Origin of the sequence: Plantibacter flavus (assembly GCF_051487245.1) — a bacterium.
In the GTDB taxonomy this organism is placed as follows: domain Bacteria; phylum Actinomycetota; class Actinomycetes; order Actinomycetales; family Microbacteriaceae; genus Plantibacter; species Plantibacter flavus_B.
This window is the reverse complement of record NZ_JAHVDH010000001.1, coordinates 62,606-82,163: the sequence shown is the minus strand read 5'-3', so window position 1 is coordinate 82,163 and position 19,558 is coordinate 62,606. Positions and strand designations below refer to the sequence as shown.

Genomic DNA, 19,558 nt, shown 5'->3' with positions numbered 1-19,558 from the left:
TCCGAGACGGGCAACTCCTGCAACGACGTCTCGATCAGCGGTTCAGGTGTGGGACGGGGCTCCCCCGGGTGCGGCGTCGTCATCTTCATCCTTCGGAACGGTGCAGAACCACTCGGCCACCAGAGCGGCGACGACGAGTGCGGCGGATCCCACGATGGACGCGATCACCAGCCACAAGGAGCCTAGCGCGGGCATGATCGGGCGGGTCAGGACGAAGAGCAGGATCCCGACGGTGGCGCCGGCCACGAGCGCCCCGGCGTGGCTGGACGCCTTCGCGAGCGCGACGACCCGCATCGCGCGGAAGGGGTCGATGCGCTTGGTGGCGCGTCCCGTCGTGCTGCGACGGATCGGCCAGGCCAACGCGATGAGGATGATCGCGATCGCGACAAGGGAGACCGAGAAGGTGACCGGCGGGATGATCGACGCTCCTCCGCCGGACACGCTCGCCACCTCGAGCAGGAACCCGAAGACCACTCCGGTGGCCGCCAGGACGATGAGTGGCGTCGGCGTCGTCCGCTTCATCGGGTCGGCTCCTCGTCAGCGGTGACCGTGCCGTCTTGGGCTGCGGCGAGGGAGTCGAGGCGTCCGACGCCGGGCAGCGCGGCATCGGGGTCGAGCAGGAGCCACGGCACCACGACGAACGCGCGCTCGGCGGCCCGTGGGTGCGGGACGGTGAGTCGGTCGTCGTCGATGACGGCGTCGTCGTAGGCGATGAGGTCGAGGTCGAGCGTGCGGTCGCCCCAGCGTTCCTCCCGGACCCTCCCATGGGCCAGCTCGATGCGCTGCAACGCGTCGAGGAGCGCGTGGGCGGTGAGGCGGGTGCGGAGCACGACGACCCCGTTGAGGTAGGCCGGGGCCGACTCGTCGACACCGCTGAGCTTCACGGCCGCACTGCTCACGAGCGGCGAACGCTGGAGGTCGACGACGCCTGGGGTCGCCGCGAGCTCCTCGCATGCGGCGATGAGCGTCGCTCGGCGATCGCCGAGGTTGCCGCCGACGGCGACGACGGCCGTCACGAGCGGAGCCTTCGGCGGGCCCGGGCGACGTGCCGGGTCGTGGATCGGGGTGCGCGAGACCATCAGTCGCGCTGCCCGTTCGGTGAGCCCGCGGCGACCCGGTCGGCCGCTGTACGTTCGATCGTGACGGCGACGTCGGCGAACGGCACGGTGATCGGCGCGCTCGGCTTGTGGACGGTCACTCGGACCGCCTCGGCACGCTCGTTCGCGAGCACGACGGCCGCGATGCGTTCGGCGACCGTCTCGATGAGGTCGACGGGGTCTCGCTCGACGGCGGCGACCACGGCCTCGGCGAGCTCGCCGTAGTGCATCGTCGCTCCCAGCTCATCGCCACCGGCAGCCGGGCGCAGGTCGAGGGAGACCGTCACGTCGATGACGAACTCCTGCCCCGCCTCGCGCTCGAAGTCGAAGACGCCGTGATGCGCGAAGGCGCGGAGGCCGGTGAGGGTGATCGAGTCAGTCATCGGCTCCACCCTGCCATGCTTCGAGCGTGTCGAGCGCGAGCCGCGTCGCAGCGACGTCGTGCACCCGGACTCCCCACGCTCCTGCCTGCGCGGCGAGCACGCTCACGACCGCGGTCGGAGCGTCGCGAGATTCCATCGGGGCATCGCCGGTCAGCAGGGCACCGATGAACCGCTTGCGCGACGCCCCGACGAGCACCGGATACCCGAGGCTCTGCAGGAGGTCGAGCCTCGCCAGGATGCGCCAGTTGTGCTCGGTGTGCTTCGAGAAGCCCAGCCCCGGGTCGACGATGATCTGCGAAGCGGTGAGCCCCTGCCCCAGCAGCACGGACACCCGTTCATCGAGCTCCCGCGCGACATCGACCGCTGCGTCGTCGTAGTGTGCACGACTGGCCATGTCGGCGGAGTGCCCCCGCCAGTGACTGATGACGCAGGCCAGACCGGAGTCGGCCATGACCGCCGGCATGCGCTCGTCGGCCAGGCCCCCGGAGACGTCGTTGATGATCGACGCGCCGGCCCGGGCTGCGGACACGGCCGTCTCGGCGCTCATCGTGTCGACGCTCACGCGCACGCCGGCCGAGGCGAGGGCGGCGACGACCGGCCCGACCCGGTGCTGCTCCTCGCTCGTGTCCACCCGGGCGGCTCCCGGCCGCGTGGACTCGCCACCGACGTCGATGATCGTCGCGCCGGCTCGGACCAGTTCGAGGCCGTGTGCGATCGCGTCGTCGACGTCGAGGTAGCGGCCACCGTCGCTGAAGGAGTCGGGCGTCACGTTCACGACACCCATGATCTGGAAGGGCGTGGCACGGGTCGTCCCGGGGCCGGTTCGGTCGAGTCTCGCCACGGCGTCAGCGCTCCGGGTTCGCGGAAGCCCCGATGAGCGCCATGAGCTCGGCCCGAGCGGCCGGTGCTTCGAGGGCGCCGCGGCTCGCGACCGTGACGGTGGTGCTCGACAGCTGACGGGGGCCGCGCATCGACACGCACCCGTGGGCGGCGTCGAGCACGACGAGCACCCCGCGCGGGGCGAGCCCGGTGACGATGGCGTCGGCGATCTGCTCGGTGAGGCGCTCCTGGACCTGCGGACGTGCGGCGAGCGTCTCCACGACCTTCGGCAGTGCGCCGAGGCCGATCACGAGCTCGTCGGGGAGGTAGGCGATGTGCGCCGTGCCGAGGAACGGCAGCAGGTGGTGCTCGCAGACCGATCGGAAGCTGATGTCGCGCACGAGCACGATGTCGCCGGTCCCGTCCTCGCCCACGGGGATGACGCGCTCGAGGTGGGCGACGGCGTCCTGACCGAGACCTCCGAAGAACTCGGCGTACGCGTCTGCGACCCGCTTCGGTGTGTCGGCGAGCCCCGCACGACCCGGGTCCTCGCCGATCGCCTCGAGGATCTCGAGAACCGCCGCCGCGATCCTGGCACGGTCGACGGACGGCCGCGAAGCCGGGCCCTCGGCGGGCCCGGCTTGCGCGGTGGGAGCCGTGTCGTCCACGGCGTGCTCACCCCCGGTCATGCCGGTTTAGGCGGTCGCCGGGCGAGGCTTCGTGACGCGGGTGCGCTTCGGCTTCGCCGGGGCCTCGGACTCGGGCTCGGAGCTGACACCGCCATCGGCGGCTCCGGCGTCGATCGGCGCGGTGAACGCGGCCGATCCGACGGCGGAACCCGAACCGATCGGGCGCTTCTTGCTCGAGAGCCACACGGGACGCGGGGGGAGCTTCTTGACGTCCTTGAAGATCTCCGCGAGCTGCACGTGGTCGAGGGTCTCCTTCTCCATGAGCTCCGCGGCGAGGCGGTCGAGCACGGCGCGGTTGGCGGTGATGACCTGCCAGGCCTCGTCGTGCGCCGCCTCGATGAGCTCGCGGACCTGGGCGTCCACACGCTGGGCGATCTCCTCGGAGTAGTCGCGCTGGTGTCCCATGTCGCGCCCGAGGAACATCTCACCGGACGACTGCCCGAGCTTCACGGCGCCGACGTCGGTGGTCATGCCGTACTCGGTCACCATCTTGCGGGCGATCCCGGTGGCCTTCTCGATGTCGTTCGAGGCTCCGGTCGTCGGGTCGTGGAACACGAGTTCCTCAGCGACGCGACCACCCATCGCGTACGCCAGCTGGTCGAGCAGCTCGTTGCGCGTCACGGAGTACTTGTCCTCGAGCGGCAGCACCATCGTGTACCCGAGGGCACGGCCGCGCGGGAGGATCGTGACCTTGGTGACGGGGTCGGTGTTGTTCATCGCCGCAGCGGCGAGCGCGTGACCGCCCTCGTGGTACGCGGTGATCAGCTTCTCCTGCTCGCGCATGACGCGGGTGCGGCGCTGCGGTCCGGCGATCACGCGGTCGATGGCCTCGTCGAGTGCGCGGTTGTCGATGAGCTGCGCGTTCGAGCGCGCCGTGAGGAGGGCGGCCTCGTTGAGCACGTTCGCGAGATCGGCGCCGGTGAAGCCGGGCGACTTGCGGGCGACGACCTCGAGGTCGACGCTCGCCGCGAGCGGCTTGCCCTTGCCGTGCACCTCGAGAATCTTCTTGCGGCCGGCGAGGTCGGGGGCGTCGACGCCGATCTGGCGGTCGAAGCGGCCGGGACGCAGGAGCGCGGGGTCGAGGATGTCGGGACGGTTCGTCGCCGCGATGAGGATGACGTTCGTCTTGACGTCGAAGCCGTCCATCTCGACGAGGAGCTGGTTGAGGGTCTGCTCACGCTCGTCGTGCCCGCCGCCCATGCCGGCGCCGCGGTGACGACCGACGGCGTCGATCTCGTCGACGAAGATGATGGCCGGCGAGTTCTCCTTGGCCTGCTGGAACAGGTCGCGGACGCGGCTCGCACCCACACCGACGAACATCTCGACGAAGTCGGAGCCGGAGATGGAGTAGAAGGGGACGCCGGCCTCGCCTGCGACGGCGCGGGCGAGGAGGGTCTTGCCCGTTCCGGGAGGGCCGTACAGCAGCACACCCTTCGGGATCCGTGCACCGACGGCCTGGAACTTCGCCGGCTCCTTGAGGAAGTCCTTGATCTCCTCGAGCTCCTCGATCGCCTCGTCGGCCCCGGCGACGTCGTCGAAGGTGACCTTCGGCGACTCCTTCGAGACGAGCTTCGCCTTCGACTTGCCGAACTGCATGACCTTGTTCCCGCCGCCCTGCATGCCCGAGAGCATGAGCCAGAAGAACACGCCGATGAGCAGCAGCGGGAGCAGGATCCCGAGCATGGACAGCAGCCAGCTGGGCTGCGGCACCTTGTCGTTGTAGCCGCCGGACGGAGCTGCGGCGTCGACCGCTTCGATGACGTCTGCGGCGCGAGCGTTCACGTAGTAGAACTGCACCTGCTGGCCGTACTCGTCGTCGGCCTTCGTCAGTGTGAGGTCGACGCGCTGGTCGCCGTCCGTGATGACCGCTTCCTTGACCTGCCCCTTCTCGAGGAAGGCGAGGCCTTCCTGCGTGGAGACCTCGCGGAAGCCGTTCATGCTCATCAGGCTGATGCCGATCCAGAAGACCAGGGCGGCGATGATGAGGTACGGGATGGGACCCTTGAAGAGACGCTTGAAGTTCATAGTGAGAGGCCGGGACTGGCCCGTTCCCTTTCTGCAGGAGGGGTCGACGGGCGTTGCCGCGTCGAGGATCAGGCTACCCCCTCGCTGCTGGATGCCTCCCCCATGTTTGCCGTGGGCTTAACGAGTGTTCCAGGTGCGGCGGTCGGCCACGGATCCGGTGGTCTGAGGCTCGGTGCCGGGTCTCAGGCGTAGACGTGCGGGGCGAGGATGCCGACGTCGCGGAGGTTGCGGTACTTCTCGTTGAAGTCGAGGCCGTAGCCGACGACGAAGTCGTTGGGGATGTCGAAGCCGACGTAGCGGCAGTCGACCTGCACCTTGGCGGCTTCCGGCTTCCGGAGGAGTGCGCAGACCTCGATGGACGCGGCCCCGCGCGAGGCGAAGTTCTCGAGGAGCCAGGAGAGCGTGAGACCGGAGTCGATGATGTCCTCGACGATCAGCACATGGCGACCCGTGAGGTCGGCGTCGAGGTCCTTGCGGATCTGCACGACACCGCTCGACTTCGTGCCGGCGCCATAGGAACTGACCGCCATCCAGTCCATCGCGAGCGGGATGCGCAGTTCGCGGGCGAGGTCTGCCATGACCATGACCGCGCCCTTCAGCACGCCGACCAGCAGGACGTCCTTCCCCGCGTAGTCGATCTCGATCTGCCGCGCGAGTTCGGCGAGCTTGTCGCGGATCTCCTGCTCGGTGACGAGGATGGTCGTGAGGTCGTCCGGGATGTCGCTCTGCTCCATGCGTCGAGTGTATGCGAGATGCCCGCCCGACTCGTGCGACGATCGTCGCACGAGCACGCACTGGAGCGCTCAGCGGGCGGTGAAGACGATCCGTCCGTTGCTCCGACTCGCGGAGCAGCCCGGCAGGTCGATCGGCCCCTGCCCGGCCCAGTCGGTGACGAGGCGCGCGACCTCGATGGTCTGCACCCGCGAGAGGGAGACGCCGAACTCGCTCTGGACGACGTAGCGGATCACCCGCTGCCGGAGCGCGGCGGGGTTCGCGGCGAGGGCGGCGACGCTCACCGAGATGCCGGCTTCGGCATGCTCGACGATCTCCTCGATGGTCTCCTCGATCATCTCCTCGAACGCGTCGGCGTCCTCGCGCATGGCGTCCGCGGTCCGCGCGAGTGCCTCGGCGATCCCAGGGCCGAGCTCCGCCTCGAGCACCGGCAGCACCCGCTCGCGGACACGGGCCCGGGCGAAGGCGTCGTCGCGGTTGTGCGGGTCCTGCCAGACCTGGAGTCCCTCGGCCTCGCACGCATCGTGGGTCTGCTCCCGGCGCACGCCGAGGAGTGGCCGCAGGAGGGAACCGCTCACGGCCGCCATCCCCTGCAGACTCCCGGCCCCGGACCCGCGCGAGAGCCCGAGCAGCACCGTCTCAGCCTGGTCGTCGAGTGTATGGGCGAGGAGCACGTGCTGCGCACCGCTGTCGACGCGCGCGGCTTCGAGCGCTGCGTACCGGGCGTCTCGGGCCGCAGCCTCCGGTCCTCCCTGCTCTCCCACGGTGACGGTGCGGACGAGCACCGGGTCGAGTCCGAGCGACCGCGCCTGCTCTGCGGCGTCGGCGGCGACGTCGTCCGAGCCGAGCTGCAGGCCGTGGTCCACGATCACCGCGCCGGCACGCAGCCCGAGCTTCGCGGCCTCGAACGCGGTGGCAGCGGCGAGTGCGAGCGAATCGGCGCCGCCGCTCAGCGCGACGAGGAGGTCAGCACCGCTCGGTGCTGCGACCGGTCGGACCGACGCGATCGCATCGCGCACCGCCTTCCGGACGGCTGCGACGGACGGGTGGAGCGGGGGTCGGACGTCGTTCACGCGCTCCACGCTATTGCACGGCGTGGCCGGCGTGGCCCGCTCAGCCGCGTCCCGGAGCGGATCGGTTAGGGTTGGTGGTCGTCGGCGACCTCGCCGACTCACCTCTCTTCCCAACCTCGCAAGGAGCAGGCTTATGGCCGAGTACGACGCCGTCATCGAGATCCCGCGGGGCAGCCGCAACAAGTACGAGATCGACCACGAGACCGGTCGCGTGTTCCTCGACCGCGTGCTGTTCACGAGCTTCGTCTACCCGGCGGACTACGGCTTCTTCGAGAACACCCTCGGTGAGGACGGCGACCCGGTCGACGTGCTGGTGCTCCTCGACTTCCCCACCTTCCCCGGTGTCGGCATCAAGGTCCGTCCCGTCGGTGTGCTCCACATGACCGACGACGGCGGTGGCGACGACAAGGTCATCGCCGTGCAGTACAAGGACCCGCGTTGGGCGCACATCCAGGACCTGAACGACATCCCGCAGGCCACGCGCGACGAGATCGAGCACTTCTTCGTGCACTACAAGGACACCGAGCCCGGCAAGTGGGCTCGCATCGACGGTTGGGGCGACGCCGCAGCCGCCGAGAAGATCATCCTCGCGGGCTTCGACAAGCTCAAGGCGGAGGGTCACTGACCCTCACCCACCGCGAACGACGAAGCGGCCGGCACCCGAGGGTGCCGGCCGCTTCGTCATGCATCGGGTCTGCCCGCAACTCCTGCAGACTTCCCCGGGCTGCCCGGGGAACCGGCTCGTCGGGGCCGTGAACACCCCAGCCGACGAGCCGTGCAGGAGTTGTGCACGCTGTGCGGCGTCGGTCAGCCGAGCGGAGCGCCGCGGTCGGCCATGAACGGCTGGGCGTCGATCGCGCTGCCGTTGATGCGGACCTCGAAGTGCAGGTGGCAGCCGGTCGAGGCGCCCGTCGTCCCCGTGTAGGCGATGACCTGGCCGGCCGAGACCTGGTAGCCGACGCCGACCTGGATGCCGCCGTCGACGATGTGCGCATACCCGGTGGAGACGCCCGAGCCGTGCTCGATGAGGACGAAGTTCCCGTAGGTGCCGTACCAGCCCGCGTAGCTCACGGTGCCCGAGGTGGCCGCGTAGATCGGGATGCCGCAGCCACCGGCGATGTCGGTACCGCGGTGGAAGCTGCCGGAGCTGCCGCCACCGGTCGAGATCGGGTCGCGGTAGCCGTAGGTGCCGGAGATGCTGCCCGAGGCCGGGATGGCCCAGCCCTGCGCGCTCAGCTGCCCGCCGTCCGCGCTCTCGCCGCGTGCCGCCGCCGCCGCTGCCTCGGCCGCCTTGCGGGCGGCCTCACCCACCTCGAACTCCTTGACGGTCTTGGCCGTCGTGTCCTGCAGCGCCTTGAGCTGGGCGCTCAGCGTGACGATGAGGTCCTGGTTCGTCTGCAGCTTGTCGGCCGCGGCGGTGGCTGCGGCCTGAGCGGCCTCCATCGCGACCTGCGCGGCCTGGCGCAGGGACTCACGCTCGTCGCGGGCGACACCGGCCTGCTCGCCGAGGGCCGCTGCCGTGTTGCGGGCTGCAACCGCCTGCTCGTAGACGGTGTTGCTGTGCTCGGCCACCTGGCTCATGTTGCCGAGCTTGGAGAGGAGGTCGCTCGCGCCCTTGCTCTCACCGTCGAGGAAGAGGCTGAGGCTAAGGTCGGCGCCACCGGACCGGTAGAGCTGCGAGGCGACGCGACCGGCCTGCTTCGTGGCGGTGTCGGCCTCGGTCGTCTTCGCGTCGGCCTGCGCCTGGATGGCCGTGGCGCGCGCGTCGGCTTCGAAGAACGCCTCCTCGGCGGCCTGGAACTCGGTACCGCGCTTCTCCGCCTCGGCCTGGGCCTGCTGGAGCTCGACCTTCAGCTGCGCGATGAAGTCCTGGATCTTGGTGACCTCGGCGGCTTTCGCGGCTTCATTGCCCTTGGCGGCCTGCACATCGTCCCAGGACGGGTAGTCGGCGGCGACGGCGGGAGCGGCGACACCGAAGGACCCGATGATCGCGAGGGACATGACCACGGCTGCTGCCAGACGGGCGCGCCAGCGAGTTGACGACACCGCCCCAGCGGTCATCGTGCGGCCTCGGCGCGAGGCACCGGGAAGTCTCTTGCTCATGAAGTACGGCTCATCTCGGTTCACTGCAGTCACATCGGTCACATTCGCAACAGCCCTCACGATACCCCCGAATGGGGGCCATGGTGAGGTGCGGGCAGCCACGAACATCGGGGCCGACCACGCTGCTCCACGCCCGAGGCTAACCCCGGAGCCGAACGCCGCAGCGGTCATTCGAGGCCTGTCGCGAGATCCGTCACGGTCTCTTCGGAGCGACCCCGACGACTCGATTTTGGATTCTGCCGATTCATCCGTATGCTTGTCGCTCGGTAGTCATGAAGCTTCACCGCTTCGCGGCCCTATCGTTTAGAGGCCTAGGACACCGCCCTTTCACGGCGGCAGCACGGGTTCGAATCCCGTTGGGGTCACCAATGACTACTGGAAAAACAGTCACTCAGATTCAGGTATAGTGAGTCTGCGCGGCTGAGCAGCAAGAGAAACACCGCAGCACAGCACCACAGAAATTCAACAAGTATGGCCCTGTAGCGCAGTTGGTTAGCGTGCCGCCCTGTCACGGCGGAGGTCGCGGGTTCAAGTCCCGTCAGGGTCGCAAAAGGTCGGAAGCCCTCTCGCAAGGGAGGGCTTCTTCTTTTGAGACATCGTCGCCGTCGTGCATCTGATGTACTCGGCTCTGTAGCTCAGTTGGTAGAGCGCACGACTGAAAATCGTGAGGTCACGGGATCGACGCCCGTCGGAGCCACTGAAACCCCCGCCTAGCTTCTACATGGTGGGGGTTTCTTTATGTCCTCGAGAGCTAACAGTCGGCCACCCCGCAAAAACCCCGCATTTTCAAAACAGACCGGTGTCGTCGGCACCCTGCAGCTCGCCGGTCTCCCCAGCCACGACTCAGAGATCGAGCGATTGGTTATCTCCGGGGACCGCGGCTGGCTCGAGACGGACGGCGCACGCCGCTTGTCCATCCACGACGCGCCCGAGTCCGCTGCGATTGCGGGTGACCTGTCGACGGTTACGACCGTGCACAACCCGAGCGAAAGCACGATGTCCGGCGGGAACGCAGACCTGCAACTTCGCGGCTTCGTCGACGAGATGACACACTTCGCAGCGCTCCTCAAAGATCCGGAGGCCGCGGCCGGAGCCGCATGGGACAACGTCCGGACCATGGAGCTCTGCGAACGTATCTTGAGGGCGTCCGCACCGACGACCGTTGGCTACACGGCTCCCTGGGAGCTCGGGTCGCCTGGGCAGGACCGCGACCGCTTCGTCGCCGACATCCTGGACGGTAGGAAATCGGGGTCGACGACACTTCGCGTCGTGTATGACCAGCGGGGAGAGTCCATCCCCTCCGTTGGAAGCCGTCGATGGGTACTCGACTCGGCCGGGCAACCTGCCGCCATGATTGAATACACGTCGGTGTTCGAGCGCCGTCTCGACGAGGTGCCGGACAGTCTGGCACGACACGATGGGGCCGACCCAGCGACGTTTGTGGATGAGCACCTGGAATACTTCGCGACGCTCAGGTCAGATGTGCGCACCTACCTCGATGACCCGGGCTGGTCACCCTCGCCGGCGTCGAACGTGGTGACGACCACATTCCGCCTCGTCCGCGGATCGCTGAGCCTGATCTGACTCCGCCGCACCGCGCCCGACCCTCAACCCGAGGTATCCGCTCGAGGTTCAACCGCGGCGATCGTGAGCTCGGCTGATCCGAAACGCTCCGACGTGGCGACGATGGTGATGTCGCCGATTCGGGAGGGTCCCACTATGCAGCCCGGAGAAAGGTCTAGGTGTACGTCTCTTGCGTGCTATATGCGACCCGATCGCGGATTGCTCTGTCACTCACACCTTCGGAGTTTCGACCATGCCGTCAGGTTATGCGATACACCGGGAGCGGGTCGCTTCGATGAGGTGCTGATGGCCCAGTGGATCCGCGAAGGATCAGCGTGGGTGCTGGGACCTCTAAAGCTGTATCGATGCCTCCATCGATTCGGTCGAGCAACGTGCGCAACGCTGCGCGGCCCTGTGCGCGGAAGTCGAGCCGAATCGTTGTGCGTGCCGGAGTAAAAGGGTGCTTCCAGGGTGTCATCGACTCCGCTGACGCTCACATCCTCACGGCTCGGCCGAGGCGATCGCGCTCTGGGTTGTCCGAGTCGGGTCCGTGGAGATCGTACTTCACGTAGTCCAACACCTCGCGCAACAGGTCGTAGACGAACTGCGCCCGCTCGGCCTCCGTGGGGCGCTCGGCCTTCATCGTTGGCCAGGTCGTGTTGACCAGTGCGTCGAGCTTCGGATGCGAATCGTTCCCCACTGGGTGTTCCGGCCGGCCCACTGCCCGTCGTCGCACTCCACCGGCCACAGATTGCCCTCTTGTGGCTCACATCTGATCGGACACGGGGTGTCCGCTGGGACTATGCCCCGCCCAGGTCAACACACCCGACGAGCGCCCGCCTCCGATGACCAGGCGCAGTTGCGTGCCGACCGAGAGAATCACGAGCACAGTGGTCGCTGCATGTCGGGCACACGCGAGTGTCCGGTTGGACACGAGTCCGATCATGCGGTCAGCATATCGGCGGCGATCGCCGCGGACCGTCCTCTCGCTCTAACGGGCCGCCGCCGCGGGCGCTCAGCGAAACTGCCGCGGCACAATCTCCTATTTCATCCACGACAGCTACCGGTCTGCCGTCCTCCAAATAGGCTGGTCGAGCGAAGCGACGGAACACCCGAGCGCCCGATCAGTCGAGGTGGAACACTTCGGGCAGATCCCTCCACCGCTCATCTGGGGCGCCGTCGGGTAGCGGCCGCTGCAACGGTTCGCACACCGCCCACCATTCCTGGGTCGTCGGGTCGACGGCGATGGCGGCCATGTCTGACTCGAAGTCGTCGCCTACGTACTCCATGTAGGAGAACAGCAGCTTGCCGTGCCGATAGATCGAGTAGTTGGTCACGTGGCTCCGGCTCAGTCGGTCCAGAACGGCGGGCCAAACGGCGGCATGCAAGCGCTCATACTCCTCGACGTTGCCGGCTGGCAGTCCGATGACGGACGCGAGGCGCCTCACTTGCTCACCTCGTGAGGCTTGCCGGCCTCGCGCGGTCGCATCCGCAGATGCGTCACTCCGCCATCAACCTCGAGCGTGGTACCGGTCGTCGACCCAGACAGCGGGCTGGCGAGATACACGATCGCGGCAGCGACCTCCGCCGGTTCAACCATGCGGCCGGTGGCCTGACGCGCATCGAGTGCGGCCCGCTCAGCGACCGGGTCAGCGAATCCGGCCAACATGCGGTCAACAAACGGCGTCGCCACGGTGCCAGGGCTGACGCAGTTCACGCGAATCCCCTCACGTACATGATCGGTCGCCATCGCATAGGTGAGTGCCAACACGGCACCTTTCGAGGCGGCGTACAACGCGCGCTGCGGAAGACCGTTCAGTGCCGCAATCGAGCACAGATTGACCACAGCGGCTGCGTTCGAACGCCGGAGCCATGGCAGAGCCGACGCCGCAACCCTCGCCATTCCGACAACATTGATGTCGAGAACGCGAGCCCACTCGGCATCGTCATTCTCTTCCACCGTGCCAAAGGCGCTGATTCCAGCGTTGTTCACGAGAACATCGATGCCGCCGAACTCGGCCGCGATGGCGTTGATCACCTGTTCAACTGAGGCGCGATCCGAGACATCGGCGACAAATCCGCGCAACGGTTCCGGGAGTCCAGCTATGGCTCGGTCGAGCACAGCGACCGTGGCTCCTCGGGCCACCAGGGCTTGAGCAGCAGCGAGACCGATGCCCGACGCACCACCCGTCACAACAGCGACGAGTCCGTCGAACTCTGGCGCGGTCATGCTTGCACCAGGTTCTGACGAGCGCGGCCGAGCCCATCGATCTCAAGTTCGACCACATCACCGGCACGCAGGTAGGGATTGCCGGCGATGCCGAGCGCGACACCGGCCGGTGTCCCCGTATTGATGACGTCACCCGGGTGCAAAACCATGAACTGGCTGATGTACCAGATCACGTGCGCAACAGAGAACAGCATGTTCTCCGTCGTACCGTTCTGGCGAACCACGCCGTTCACGCTCAGACGCAAACCCAGCTCCTGTGGGTTGCCGATCTGGTCAGCCGGGACAAGGTTCGGGCCGAAGGGATTGAAGGTCTCGCAACTCTTTCCTTTGTCCCACTGACCACCGCGCTCAAGCTGAAATTCGCGCTCAGACACATCATGTGACACCGCGTAACCGGCAACACACGCGAGCGCGTCAGCAGGGGAATCGAGATACCGGGCCTCGGCACCGATGACGACGCCGAGCTCCACCTCCCAGTCGGTCTTCACTGACCCGCGCGGGATGAGGACATCATCGAATGGCCCCACGAGGGTGGATGGATCTTTCATGAAGAGCACCGGTTCGTCCGGCAGCTCCGCTCCAGTCTCCTCGGCATGATCACGGTAGTTGAGGCCGATGCAGACGATCTTGCCGGGGCGAGCGATCGGAGCACCGACACGCAGAGCCTCTGCCGTGTCGAGCGCGGGGAGCGTCCCGAGAGCCTTGCGCAGACGATCGATTCCTGCCGACGCGAAAAACGCACCATCGAAATCGGCGCTGACGGCGCGAGCGTCAAGCGTCCGGCCGTGCACGCGCACGACTGGGATCTCAGCTCCCGGCGAACCAAGTCGAGCGAGGGTGAAACTGGTCATGCGGTCTCCTTTGACAGGTTGAGATTGTAGAAATTTGCAGCGTTTGTGGCGAGGATGCGTGACCGATCGTTGGCACAGACGCCATTCAGGAGCTCGTGGATGCCGCAGAACACACGCGCGTAGCCACCCGCGATGAGCGACACCGGCCAATCACCCCCGTAGATCAGCCGACTCGGGCCGAAAACGTCGAGCGCGTGCTCGAATGCGGGTCGGAGACCGTCGACGCTCCAAGCTGCAGGGTCGCCGACAGTCGAGTACAGTCCGGAGACCTTTCCCACCACCAGTGGGTTTTGGGCGGCCTGCGCAATGAGGGAACGCCACGGTTCGGCCGAGGCAGCGCCGATGGGTGGCCGGTTCAGGTGATCGAGGACCATGTGCAGCCGCGGGTGACGCTCAGACAGTGTCAGTACCGCCCGCATATGCTCTGGGAGCACGCCGACAACGTCGAGAGCCACATCTGCGTCTTCGAGGAGGCTGAGGGTGGCCCCGACATCGTCTCGAAGCAGCCAGTGCGGGTCGGCTCGATTGTGGGTGAGATTACGTACCCCCGAGAACAGCGGGTCTCTGAGCAGCTCGGCCAGGCGCTCAGCCGCTCGATCGGGCTCGTGCAGCGGAACGTATCCGACGACGCCGAGTACTTGCGGAGTCCGACGCGCGACCTCGAACATGTACTCAGTGTCATCGTCGTTGTCCGCGGACTGCACGAGCACACTCCCGGTGATGCCCGCGGCTGTGAAGTCAGGAAGCACCTCGGCCATGTCGAAGGAACGATGCAGAACACCAGCATCCGGTCCGAGCCACGAGTACTCGGCGCGACCGAGATCCCAGACGTGCTGGTGGGCATCGACAATGGTCTCAGCCACGACGCACGAGCCCACGCTCGTCGAGCGCCGTCCACAATGCCTCCGGGATCTCACGGTTCACCCGTTCCATCGTGCCGCGCACCTGGTCTGCCGTACGCATACCGACGACAACCGACACGACAGCGGGGTGCCGAAGCGGGTACGCAATTGCGACATCGGGCAGCTGGACGCCGAATTCCTCGCAGACGTCTGCGATGGCGTGCACCCGAGCAATGAGCTCCATTGGCGCCCGTTCATACTCGTAAAACGCATCAGCAGGCGGACGAGGTCGCGACAGCACCCCGGAGTTATAGACACCAGCGGCGACGACACCAACGCCGCGGCGGGCGGCCACCGGAAGCAGGTCGTCGAGCGCTCCCTGATCGAGCAAGGTGTAGCGACCGGCCAGCATGATCACGTCCACGTCGTGACGCTGCACGAACTCCGCAGGCAGGGCTGACTGATTCATGCCGGCCCCCACAGCACGCAGCACCCCCTCGTCACGCAATTCGACGAGCGCAGGGATGGCTTCGGCATGCGCCTCGGCTCCGTGATTGTCCGGATCGTGCAGATAGGCAATGTCGATCCGGTCGAGGCCCAGCCGTTCGAGGCTCTCAGACACAGACCGACGGATACCATCGCGACTCAGGTCCCATTCACGTCGGAGCGTCGCCGGCACGGCGAAGCCACCGTCATCCATTGCGCCGGCCGGGAGCCCACTCGGCACAAGCAAGCGCCCGACCTTCGTCGACAACACATACTCATCGCGAGGGTGTGAGGCCAGCGCAGCACCAAGGCGGCGTTCTGACAATCCCAGGCCATAGTGCGGAGCAGTGTCGAAATATCGAATTCCGGCGTCCCACGCGGCGTCAACAGCGGCCGATGCCTCAGCGTCAGTCATCTCCCGATAGAGGTTGCCCAATTGGGCGGCCCCCATCCCCAACGTGGGGAGTTGCAGTACCGATCCCGATGTATGGCTCAGCATTCAAGAGTTCCTTCGGTGATGACGTGTTCCATCATTCCTTCACTGCCCCGGACAGCATGCCCGTGCCGATGAAGCGTTGGAACACGAAGAAGAAGATGGCGATGGGCACGATCGCGACGAGGGCGGCGAGGGCGGCCTCCGGCTTATGGATGGGGAGGTCGCTTTGATTCGAAGCGTTGATGACGGGCGCCGAGTTCAACAGCGTCGCGATGCCAAGTTGCAAGGTGTACAGCTTGTCGTTGACCAACATCACGTAGGGCAGAAAGTAGTTGTTCCAGGTTGCTACGAAGGCGAAGAACGTGACGAGCGCAACGGCAGGTTTTGCCAATGGGAGCCCAAGCGAGAGGAAGACACGCAGTTCGCTCGCACCGTCCACTTTCGCTGCCTCGACGAGCTCGCGCGGGAGCGCTGTCTGGAAGTGCAGATACGTCAGGTACACGCCGAAGGGGAAGAACGCCGAGGGCAAGATCACCGCCCAAGCCGTGTTTGTGAGCCCGACAAGCGCGAGCTCCCGGTAGATCGGGATGACGGTCGCCGCGGTAGGCAAGATCATTCCGATGAGCGTGAGCGTGAGCACGAGTTGGCGGCCTCGGAACGAGTACATCGCCAGGGCGTAGCCCGCAGGGATTGCTGCGACCACGGCGATGATCACTCCAGCGACGGAATATGCGATGGAGTTTGTGAGCCAGAGCAGCAGCATGCCGTCGTTGAACGACATGAGATTGTTCCAGGCCGTCCCGACGTTCTCGAAGGAACCGAATGCCAATGGCGGTAGCGAGGTGAGCTCGCTCTCCGTCTTCGTCGGTGCCAGGACCAACCAAAAGAGTGGCGCGGCGAAGGCGACGCCCACCAGCAGGAGGAGGACGATCCGCGCTCCACGTCCGACGAGGGAACCATGTCGCGTGCCGCCGCCTCGCGGGGTGAGGCTGATCGCGGTCATGTGGTCTTCTCCGTCTCCGAGTAGGTACGCAGGCCGTAGATGAGGAAGAGCGCTGCCGCGAGGCCGATCACGACGAGGAAGATCGCATAGGCGCTGGCCGCACCCGCGTCGTTCTGATTGAACGCGTAGTAGAACGCAAGCTGATTCAACGACCAGGTGTCACTCACGGTGCCCGGAAGCGCCGCACCGACGAGGTTCGGCTCCGCGACGAGCTGAGCGGCACCCGCGAAACTGATCACGCCGATGAACGCGATGTAGCGGGTGATGAGAGGCAACTTGATGTGCCAAGCGACCTGCCAGGAGCCGGCGCCATCAATCTTCGCCGCCTCCATGATGCTCGTGTCGAGAGCGTCGAGTGATCCGTACAGGACGACGATCCACCCGCCAACTCCGGCGTAGATCGACATGATCGCGAAGATCACGGGCAGGTTCTGCGAGGTGAAGACGTCAGCGCCCGTCTCGAAGCCGAAGGCGTTGAGGATCCCTTGGAAGGGGCTGAGCTGGGGCGTCAGCATGAACAGCCAGAGCAGCACGAGCGGCGCCCCGACGACGACGCCGGGGATGTAGTACACCAGCTTCATCACGGTGGCGAACCGTCCCGGACGGCTGTGCAGGACCAGTGCCGCTGCCGTGGCGAAGGCGAGCAGGACGGGCAGGAAGACCACCAGGAAGGTACCGACGTTGATCACCGCCGGCAGGAAGTTGAGGTTCGAGAACGCACGTATCATCGTGGAAAACCCGAACGGGTTTCGCGAGTCGGCGTCACCGCCCAAGCTGGACCAAAGCGCGCTCGCCACCGGGATGATCGCGAAGACCGCGAGGAGGACCAGGTACGGCGCGAGGAGGACCCACGCGAGACCCGATCTGACCCGTCTGGTCGGCCTTGTCCTCCGACGGGTTCTGGTCGGTAGTGCTGTACTCATGACTTGCCTCACTGGTGTCGATGGGCTGGGCAGGATCGCCCAGCCCATCTGTCGGAACACTTGCGCTACTTGATGACAGCTTTCCAGCCGGCGTCGGTCAAGGACTGCGCCTGCGCCTGTTCCCACGTCTCGATCAGCGAGGAGAGCGCTGCACCCTCCTTCAGCTTCGGTGAAACTGCGTTCTGGAACGAGGTGAGGATCTCGAATCCGGTCGGGGTGTAGAGGTTCCCCGTCACGTCTGCTCGCGCCGAGGTGAACGTATCGGTCGGGTCGACGGCGTAGTAGCCGGATTGGGCGGACTTCGCGATCCAGGCAGCGGCGGCGGGCTCATAGGCGGGGAAGGTGACGGCCGCTGCGAGCGATTCGTCGTCGGTGGTCAGCGCGGTGATGAGCGCGGACGCCGCCACGGGGTCGCTGCTCTTGGCGTTGACGATCCATTGGCCGCCGACTGCGGCCCCCGCGCCCTGCTTCTTGTCGCCCCAGCTCGGCAGCGGTGCGGCCGCTATCGATCCTGCGGCGTTCTTGAAACTGCCCTCGAACAACACCGATCCGTACCAAACGAAACCGGGAAGCATGAGCACCTTGTTGTCGGTGCCGAGCGTGGTCATGTCCGGGTCGAACGGGCTGAGCGTCTTGACGGAACCGTTCGCGATGAGCGGGTCGAGCATGTCGGTCACGCGCGTGCAGTCAGGGTTCGAGGCCAGGTTGATCTGGGCGTCCTTGCCCTGTTCGGTCACGCCGGGGCAGTCCGAGCCGCGGTAGTAGACGTTGGGGCAGAATCCGTCGCCACAACTCCCGGTGACGTAGCCGGGGTGCTCGGTCGCGACCTTCGTCGAGAGCGCGGCATACTCCTCCCAGGTCTTCGGCACGGTGTAACCGAACTGGTCGAACAGGGGCTTGTTGTACCAGAGCATCTGCGTGGAGATGTCCTGCGGCAGGCAGTAGACCTTCCCGTCGACTGTGCAGGCGGTGAGGGCCGCGCCGAAACCGTCGCGGACCTTCTTGTCAACGAGGTTGGTCAGGTCGGCGGAGAAGTCGAAGTCCTGGGCGAACTTGACGCTCTCGCCGTTGGCGGTGAACACCACGTCGGGGAGGGACTTCGCGTCCCTCGCAAGCAGGGAGAGCTTCGACGCCAGGTCACCGCCGTCAACGGTGACGACGTCGATCTTCACGGCAGGGTGCGCTTTGGCGTAGGCGTCGACGGCCGGCTGGCGCGTTGCGTCTGCCCAGACGAGCAACTGCCCATCGCCGTCAGCCGATGCTCCGGAACCGGCTGAGCCCGATGCGGTACAACCGCTCAGGACGAGCGCCGCGGCGATCGCGACGCTTACGACAGCGGCGGCTGCAAACCGCCGTGCCTTCGGGTGCTGTGTCTTCATTGCGATTGACCTCTCTGTCAACAGGGTGATAGGGCCGCATCCGACTGACTCACGGTCACTCACTGCGGAATGAGTAGGACTCTACCGCAGCATATTCAAAATGAATAGTACTTATTCTCTCACCGACCCGGCGCCGCAACGAGCGATGCGATTTCCTCGCGATAGCCCTCGATCGTGTGCTGCAGATGCAAGCGCGAAGCTTCGGAAGCAGCCGTCGCGTCGCCGGCCCGGATCGCCGCGAGGATGGCGACGTGCTCGTCGTGCGCGGTACGGAGACTCCCGCCCGAACCGCCGTGCAAGGCGAGGACGACGACCTGCTCCTGCAACTGCCGCACGCCCTCCAGTGCACTTCGGATGAACTCGTTGCCACTGGCCTGTGCGATGGCCAGGTGGAACCGGGTGTCAGCGTCGGCCCACAGTGAACGGTCGTCGTCCTCCAGCGCACGAGCGGCGTCCGTGATCGCCTCATCGAGCAGGTTCAGCACTGGCGGCGTGGCCTTTCGAGCAGCCTGACCGGCCGAGTACACCTCTTGCACCAAGCGGAACTCGAGCAATTGCTCCACCTGCTCGATCCGACCTGGGACGAAGCGATGACCCGCGAGCAGGCTGCCGCTGGATGCGGCCGTCCCTCGCCCGACGTAGAGTCCACGACCACGTTGCGCGCTGACCCTGCCGATCGCAGCCAATACCTTGATGGCCTCCCTGGTCACACTCCGACTCACGCCGAGCTGATCGGCGAGGTTCTGCTCGGTCGGAAGGCGGTCCCCGGGAGCGAGATCCCGCTCGACGATCAGTTCGATGATCCGCTCGGCAGCGATCTCGTAGCCCGGCCGGTAGCCGACCGTGCCTGCAACTCCTGCGCTCATGTGCCCTCTCTCCATCCGTTGGTGATTCCGGTTCCGTCCTACCAGGCCTGGATGATCA

The 19,558-nt window shown here is 66.5% G+C and carries 22 protein-coding genes and 3 tRNA genes; 5 read left to right on the top strand and 20 right to left on the bottom strand.

The genetic code is table 11. The features are described 5' to 3' along the window. Window positions 1-42 precede the first annotated feature (42 nt). From KXS11_RS00380 to tilS, 8 genes are all read right to left on the bottom strand, one after another. Entirely contained in the window at window positions 43-522 is a 480-nt protein-coding gene (locus KXS11_RS00380; protein WP_437383434.1) for a DUF3180 domain-containing protein, read from the bottom strand. Beyond that, window positions 519-1,079, bottom strand: coding sequence for a 2-amino-4-hydroxy-6-hydroxymethyldihydropteridine diphosphokinase (folK, locus tag KXS11_RS00375; RefSeq protein ID WP_437383433.1), 561 nt, complete (start codon window positions 1,077-1,079; stop codon window positions 519-521). The genes KXS11_RS00380 and folK overlap by 4 nt, the downstream gene beginning before the upstream one ends. Further along, window positions 1,079-1,480: a dihydroneopterin aldolase gene (gene folB / locus KXS11_RS00370; protein WP_437383431.1), complete on the bottom strand. Its 402-nt coding sequence runs from the start codon at window positions 1,478-1,480 to the stop codon at window positions 1,079-1,081. Before folB ends, folK begins: the two co-directional genes overlap by 1 nt. After that, the gene (folP, locus tag KXS11_RS00365) at window positions 1,473-2,321 is read right to left on the bottom strand and encodes a dihydropteroate synthase (RefSeq protein ID WP_437383429.1); all 849 of its coding nucleotides are present in this window, start codon (window positions 2,319-2,321) and stop codon (window positions 1,473-1,475) included. The genes folB and folP overlap by 8 nt, the downstream gene beginning before the upstream one ends. Before the next feature lie 4 nt (window positions 2,322-2,325). Then, complete coding sequence (gene folE, locus KXS11_RS00360) at window positions 2,326-2,988, bottom strand: GTP cyclohydrolase I FolE (protein WP_437383427.1); 663 nt, start codon at window positions 2,986-2,988, stop codon at window positions 2,326-2,328. Window positions 2,989-2,994: 6 nt separating this feature from the next. Further along, entirely contained in the window at window positions 2,995-5,013 is a 2,019-nt protein-coding gene (gene ftsH / locus KXS11_RS00355; RefSeq protein ID WP_437383425.1) for an ATP-dependent zinc metalloprotease FtsH, read from the bottom strand. A 182-nt stretch (window positions 5,014-5,195) separates the two neighbouring features. Further along, a complete protein-coding gene (hpt, locus tag KXS11_RS00350; protein ID WP_437383424.1) occupies window positions 5,196-5,747 on the bottom strand; it encodes a hypoxanthine phosphoribosyltransferase in 552 nt (183 codons plus the stop codon). A gap of 69 nt (window positions 5,748-5,816) precedes the next feature. Beyond that, on the bottom strand, window positions 5,817-6,818 hold the full coding sequence (tilS, locus tag KXS11_RS00345) for a tRNA lysidine(34) synthetase TilS (protein WP_437383422.1): 1,002 nt from the start codon (window positions 6,816-6,818) through the stop codon (window positions 5,817-5,819). A gap of 133 nt (window positions 6,819-6,951) precedes the next feature. Here tilS and KXS11_RS00340 point away from each other — a divergent pair, with 133 nt between their 5' ends. After that, window positions 6,952-7,443 carry an inorganic diphosphatase gene (locus KXS11_RS00340; protein WP_437383420.1) on the top strand — a complete coding sequence of 164 codons (492 nt, stop codon included), beginning with the start codon at window positions 6,952-6,954 and terminating at the stop codon, window positions 7,441-7,443. Window positions 7,444-7,625: 182 nt separating this feature from the next. Here the strand turns inward: KXS11_RS00340 and KXS11_RS00335 are convergent, their stop codons facing one another. Next, window positions 7,626-8,921 carry a peptidoglycan DD-metalloendopeptidase family protein gene (locus tag KXS11_RS00335; RefSeq protein ID WP_437383418.1) on the bottom strand — a complete coding sequence of 432 codons (1,296 nt, stop codon included), beginning with the start codon at window positions 8,919-8,921 and terminating at the stop codon, window positions 7,626-7,628. A gap of 292 nt (window positions 8,922-9,213) precedes the next feature. Between KXS11_RS00335 and KXS11_RS00330 the strand changes: the two genes are divergently transcribed. From KXS11_RS00330 to KXS11_RS00315, 4 genes are all read left to right on the top strand, one after another. Further along, window positions 9,214-9,289: transfer RNA gene (locus KXS11_RS00330), tRNA-Glu, on the top strand. A gap of 105 nt (window positions 9,290-9,394) precedes the next feature. Then, window positions 9,395-9,468: transfer RNA gene (locus KXS11_RS00325), tRNA-Asp, on the top strand. 77 nt (window positions 9,469-9,545) lie between these two features. Continuing rightward, a tRNA-Phe gene (locus KXS11_RS00320) sits at window positions 9,546-9,618 on the top strand. Window positions 9,619-9,659: 41 nt separating this feature from the next. Continuing rightward, a complete protein-coding gene (locus KXS11_RS00315; protein WP_437383417.1) occupies window positions 9,660-10,505 on the top strand; it encodes an ASCH domain-containing protein in 846 nt (281 codons plus the stop codon). 238 nt (window positions 10,506-10,743) lie between these two features. On the opposite strand, the gene KXS11_RS00310 is transcribed toward KXS11_RS00315, so the two are convergent. The 11 genes from KXS11_RS00310 to KXS11_RS00260 form a co-directional block, all read right to left on the bottom strand. Next, a complete protein-coding gene (locus tag KXS11_RS00310) occupies window positions 10,744-10,962 on the bottom strand; it encodes a substrate-binding domain-containing protein (RefSeq protein WP_437383415.1) in 219 nt (72 codons plus the stop codon). A 15-nt stretch (window positions 10,963-10,977) separates the two neighbouring features. After that, window positions 10,978-11,184 (bottom strand): hypothetical protein, encoded by a 207-nt coding sequence (locus KXS11_RS00305; protein ID WP_437383414.1) that lies wholly within the window; start codon window positions 11,182-11,184, stop codon window positions 10,978-10,980. A gap of 424 nt (window positions 11,185-11,608) precedes the next feature. Beyond that, complete coding sequence (locus KXS11_RS00300; RefSeq protein WP_437383412.1) at window positions 11,609-11,932, bottom strand: L-rhamnose mutarotase; 324 nt, start codon at window positions 11,930-11,932, stop codon at window positions 11,609-11,611. Then, window positions 11,929-12,714 carry an SDR family NAD(P)-dependent oxidoreductase gene (locus KXS11_RS00295; protein ID WP_437383410.1) on the bottom strand — a complete coding sequence of 262 codons (786 nt, stop codon included), beginning with the start codon at window positions 12,712-12,714 and terminating at the stop codon, window positions 11,929-11,931. Before KXS11_RS00295 ends, KXS11_RS00300 begins: the two co-directional genes overlap by 4 nt. Then, on the bottom strand, window positions 12,711-13,565 hold the full coding sequence (locus tag KXS11_RS00290; RefSeq protein WP_437383409.1) for a fumarylacetoacetate hydrolase family protein: 855 nt from the start codon (window positions 13,563-13,565) through the stop codon (window positions 12,711-12,713). The genes KXS11_RS00295 and KXS11_RS00290 overlap by 4 nt, the downstream gene beginning before the upstream one ends. Next, the gene (locus KXS11_RS00285; protein ID WP_437384112.1) at window positions 13,562-14,428 is read right to left on the bottom strand and encodes an amidohydrolase family protein; all 867 of its coding nucleotides are present in this window, start codon (window positions 14,426-14,428) and stop codon (window positions 13,562-13,564) included. Before KXS11_RS00285 ends, KXS11_RS00290 begins: the two co-directional genes overlap by 4 nt. Then, window positions 14,421-15,392 (bottom strand): aldo/keto reductase, encoded by a 972-nt coding sequence (locus KXS11_RS00280; protein ID WP_437383407.1) that lies wholly within the window; start codon window positions 15,390-15,392, stop codon window positions 14,421-14,423. Before KXS11_RS00280 ends, KXS11_RS00285 begins: the two co-directional genes overlap by 8 nt. Before the next feature lie 31 nt (window positions 15,393-15,423). Then, window positions 15,424-16,332, bottom strand: a complete 909-nt coding sequence (locus tag KXS11_RS00275; RefSeq protein ID WP_437383405.1) for a carbohydrate ABC transporter permease — start codon at window positions 16,330-16,332, stop codon at window positions 15,424-15,426. Beyond that, window positions 16,329-17,060 (bottom strand): carbohydrate ABC transporter permease, encoded by a 732-nt coding sequence (locus KXS11_RS00270; RefSeq protein WP_437383404.1) that lies wholly within the window; start codon window positions 17,058-17,060, stop codon window positions 16,329-16,331. The genes KXS11_RS00275 and KXS11_RS00270 overlap by 4 nt, the downstream gene beginning before the upstream one ends. A 260-nt stretch (window positions 17,061-17,320) precedes the next feature. Further along, window positions 17,321-18,634 carry an ABC transporter substrate-binding protein gene (locus KXS11_RS00265; RefSeq protein ID WP_437383402.1) on the bottom strand — a complete coding sequence of 438 codons (1,314 nt, stop codon included), beginning with the start codon at window positions 18,632-18,634 and terminating at the stop codon, window positions 17,321-17,323. A gap of 119 nt (window positions 18,635-18,753) precedes the next feature. Beyond that, window positions 18,754-19,500 carry a FadR/GntR family transcriptional regulator gene (locus tag KXS11_RS00260; protein WP_437383400.1) on the bottom strand — a complete coding sequence of 249 codons (747 nt, stop codon included), beginning with the start codon at window positions 19,498-19,500 and terminating at the stop codon, window positions 18,754-18,756. Window positions 19,501-19,558 lie beyond the last annotated feature (58 nt).

What these genes read in the sequence shown, in the direction of transcription:
- KXS11_RS00265 (WP_437383402.1), bottom strand. Translation starts at nt 18,634, where the DNA reads ATGAAGACACAGCACCCGAAGGCACGGCGGTTTGCAGCCGCCGCTGTC.
- KXS11_RS00315 (WP_437383417.1), top strand. Translation starts at nt 9,660, where the DNA reads ATGTCCTCGAGAGCTAACAGTCGGCCACCCCGCAAAAACCCCGCATTT.
- folK (WP_437383433.1), bottom strand. Translation starts at nt 1,079, where the DNA reads ATGGTCTCGCGCACCCCGATCCACGACCCGGCACGTCGCCCGGGCCCG.
- ftsH (WP_437383425.1), bottom strand. Translation starts at nt 5,013, where the DNA reads ATGAACTTCAAGCGTCTCTTCAAGGGTCCCATCCCGTACCTCATCATC.
- hpt (WP_437383424.1), bottom strand. Translation starts at nt 5,747, where the DNA reads ATGGAGCAGAGCGACATCCCGGACGACCTCACGACCATCCTCGTCACC.
- KXS11_RS00290 (WP_437383409.1), bottom strand. Translation starts at nt 13,565, where the DNA reads ATGACCAGTTTCACCCTCGCTCGACTTGGTTCGCCGGGAGCTGAGATC.
- KXS11_RS00335 (WP_437383418.1), bottom strand. Translation starts at nt 8,921, where the DNA reads ATGAGCAAGAGACTTCCCGGTGCCTCGCGCCGAGGCCGCACGATGACC.
- folB (WP_437383431.1), bottom strand. Translation starts at nt 1,480, where the DNA reads ATGACTGACTCGATCACCCTCACCGGCCTCCGCGCCTTCGCGCATCAC.
- KXS11_RS00380 (WP_437383434.1), bottom strand. Translation starts at nt 522, where the DNA reads ATGAAGCGGACGACGCCGACGCCACTCATCGTCCTGGCGGCCACCGGA.
- KXS11_RS00270 (WP_437383404.1), bottom strand. Translation starts at nt 17,060, where the DNA reads ATGATACGTGCGTTCTCGAACCTCAACTTCCTGCCGGCGGTGATCAAC.
- KXS11_RS00295 (WP_437383410.1), bottom strand. Translation starts at nt 12,714, where the DNA reads ATGACCGCGCCAGAGTTCGACGGACTCGTCGCTGTTGTGACGGGTGGT.
- KXS11_RS00260 (WP_437383400.1), bottom strand. Translation starts at nt 19,500, where the DNA reads ATGAGCGCAGGAGTTGCAGGCACGGTCGGCTACCGGCCGGGCTACGAG.
- KXS11_RS00340 (WP_437383420.1), top strand. Translation starts at nt 6,952, where the DNA reads ATGGCCGAGTACGACGCCGTCATCGAGATCCCGCGGGGCAGCCGCAAC.
- KXS11_RS00280 (WP_437383407.1), bottom strand. Translation starts at nt 15,392, where the DNA reads ATGCTGAGCCATACATCGGGATCGGTACTGCAACTCCCCACGTTGGGG.
- KXS11_RS00275 (WP_437383405.1), bottom strand. Translation starts at nt 16,332, where the DNA reads ATGACCGCGATCAGCCTCACCCCGCGAGGCGGCGGCACGCGACATGGT.
- KXS11_RS00310 (WP_437383415.1), bottom strand. Translation starts at nt 10,962, where the DNA reads ATGACACCCTGGAAGCACCCTTTTACTCCGGCACGCACAACGATTCGG.
- folE (WP_437383427.1), bottom strand. Translation starts at nt 2,988, where the DNA reads ATGACCGGGGGTGAGCACGCCGTGGACGACACGGCTCCCACCGCGCAA.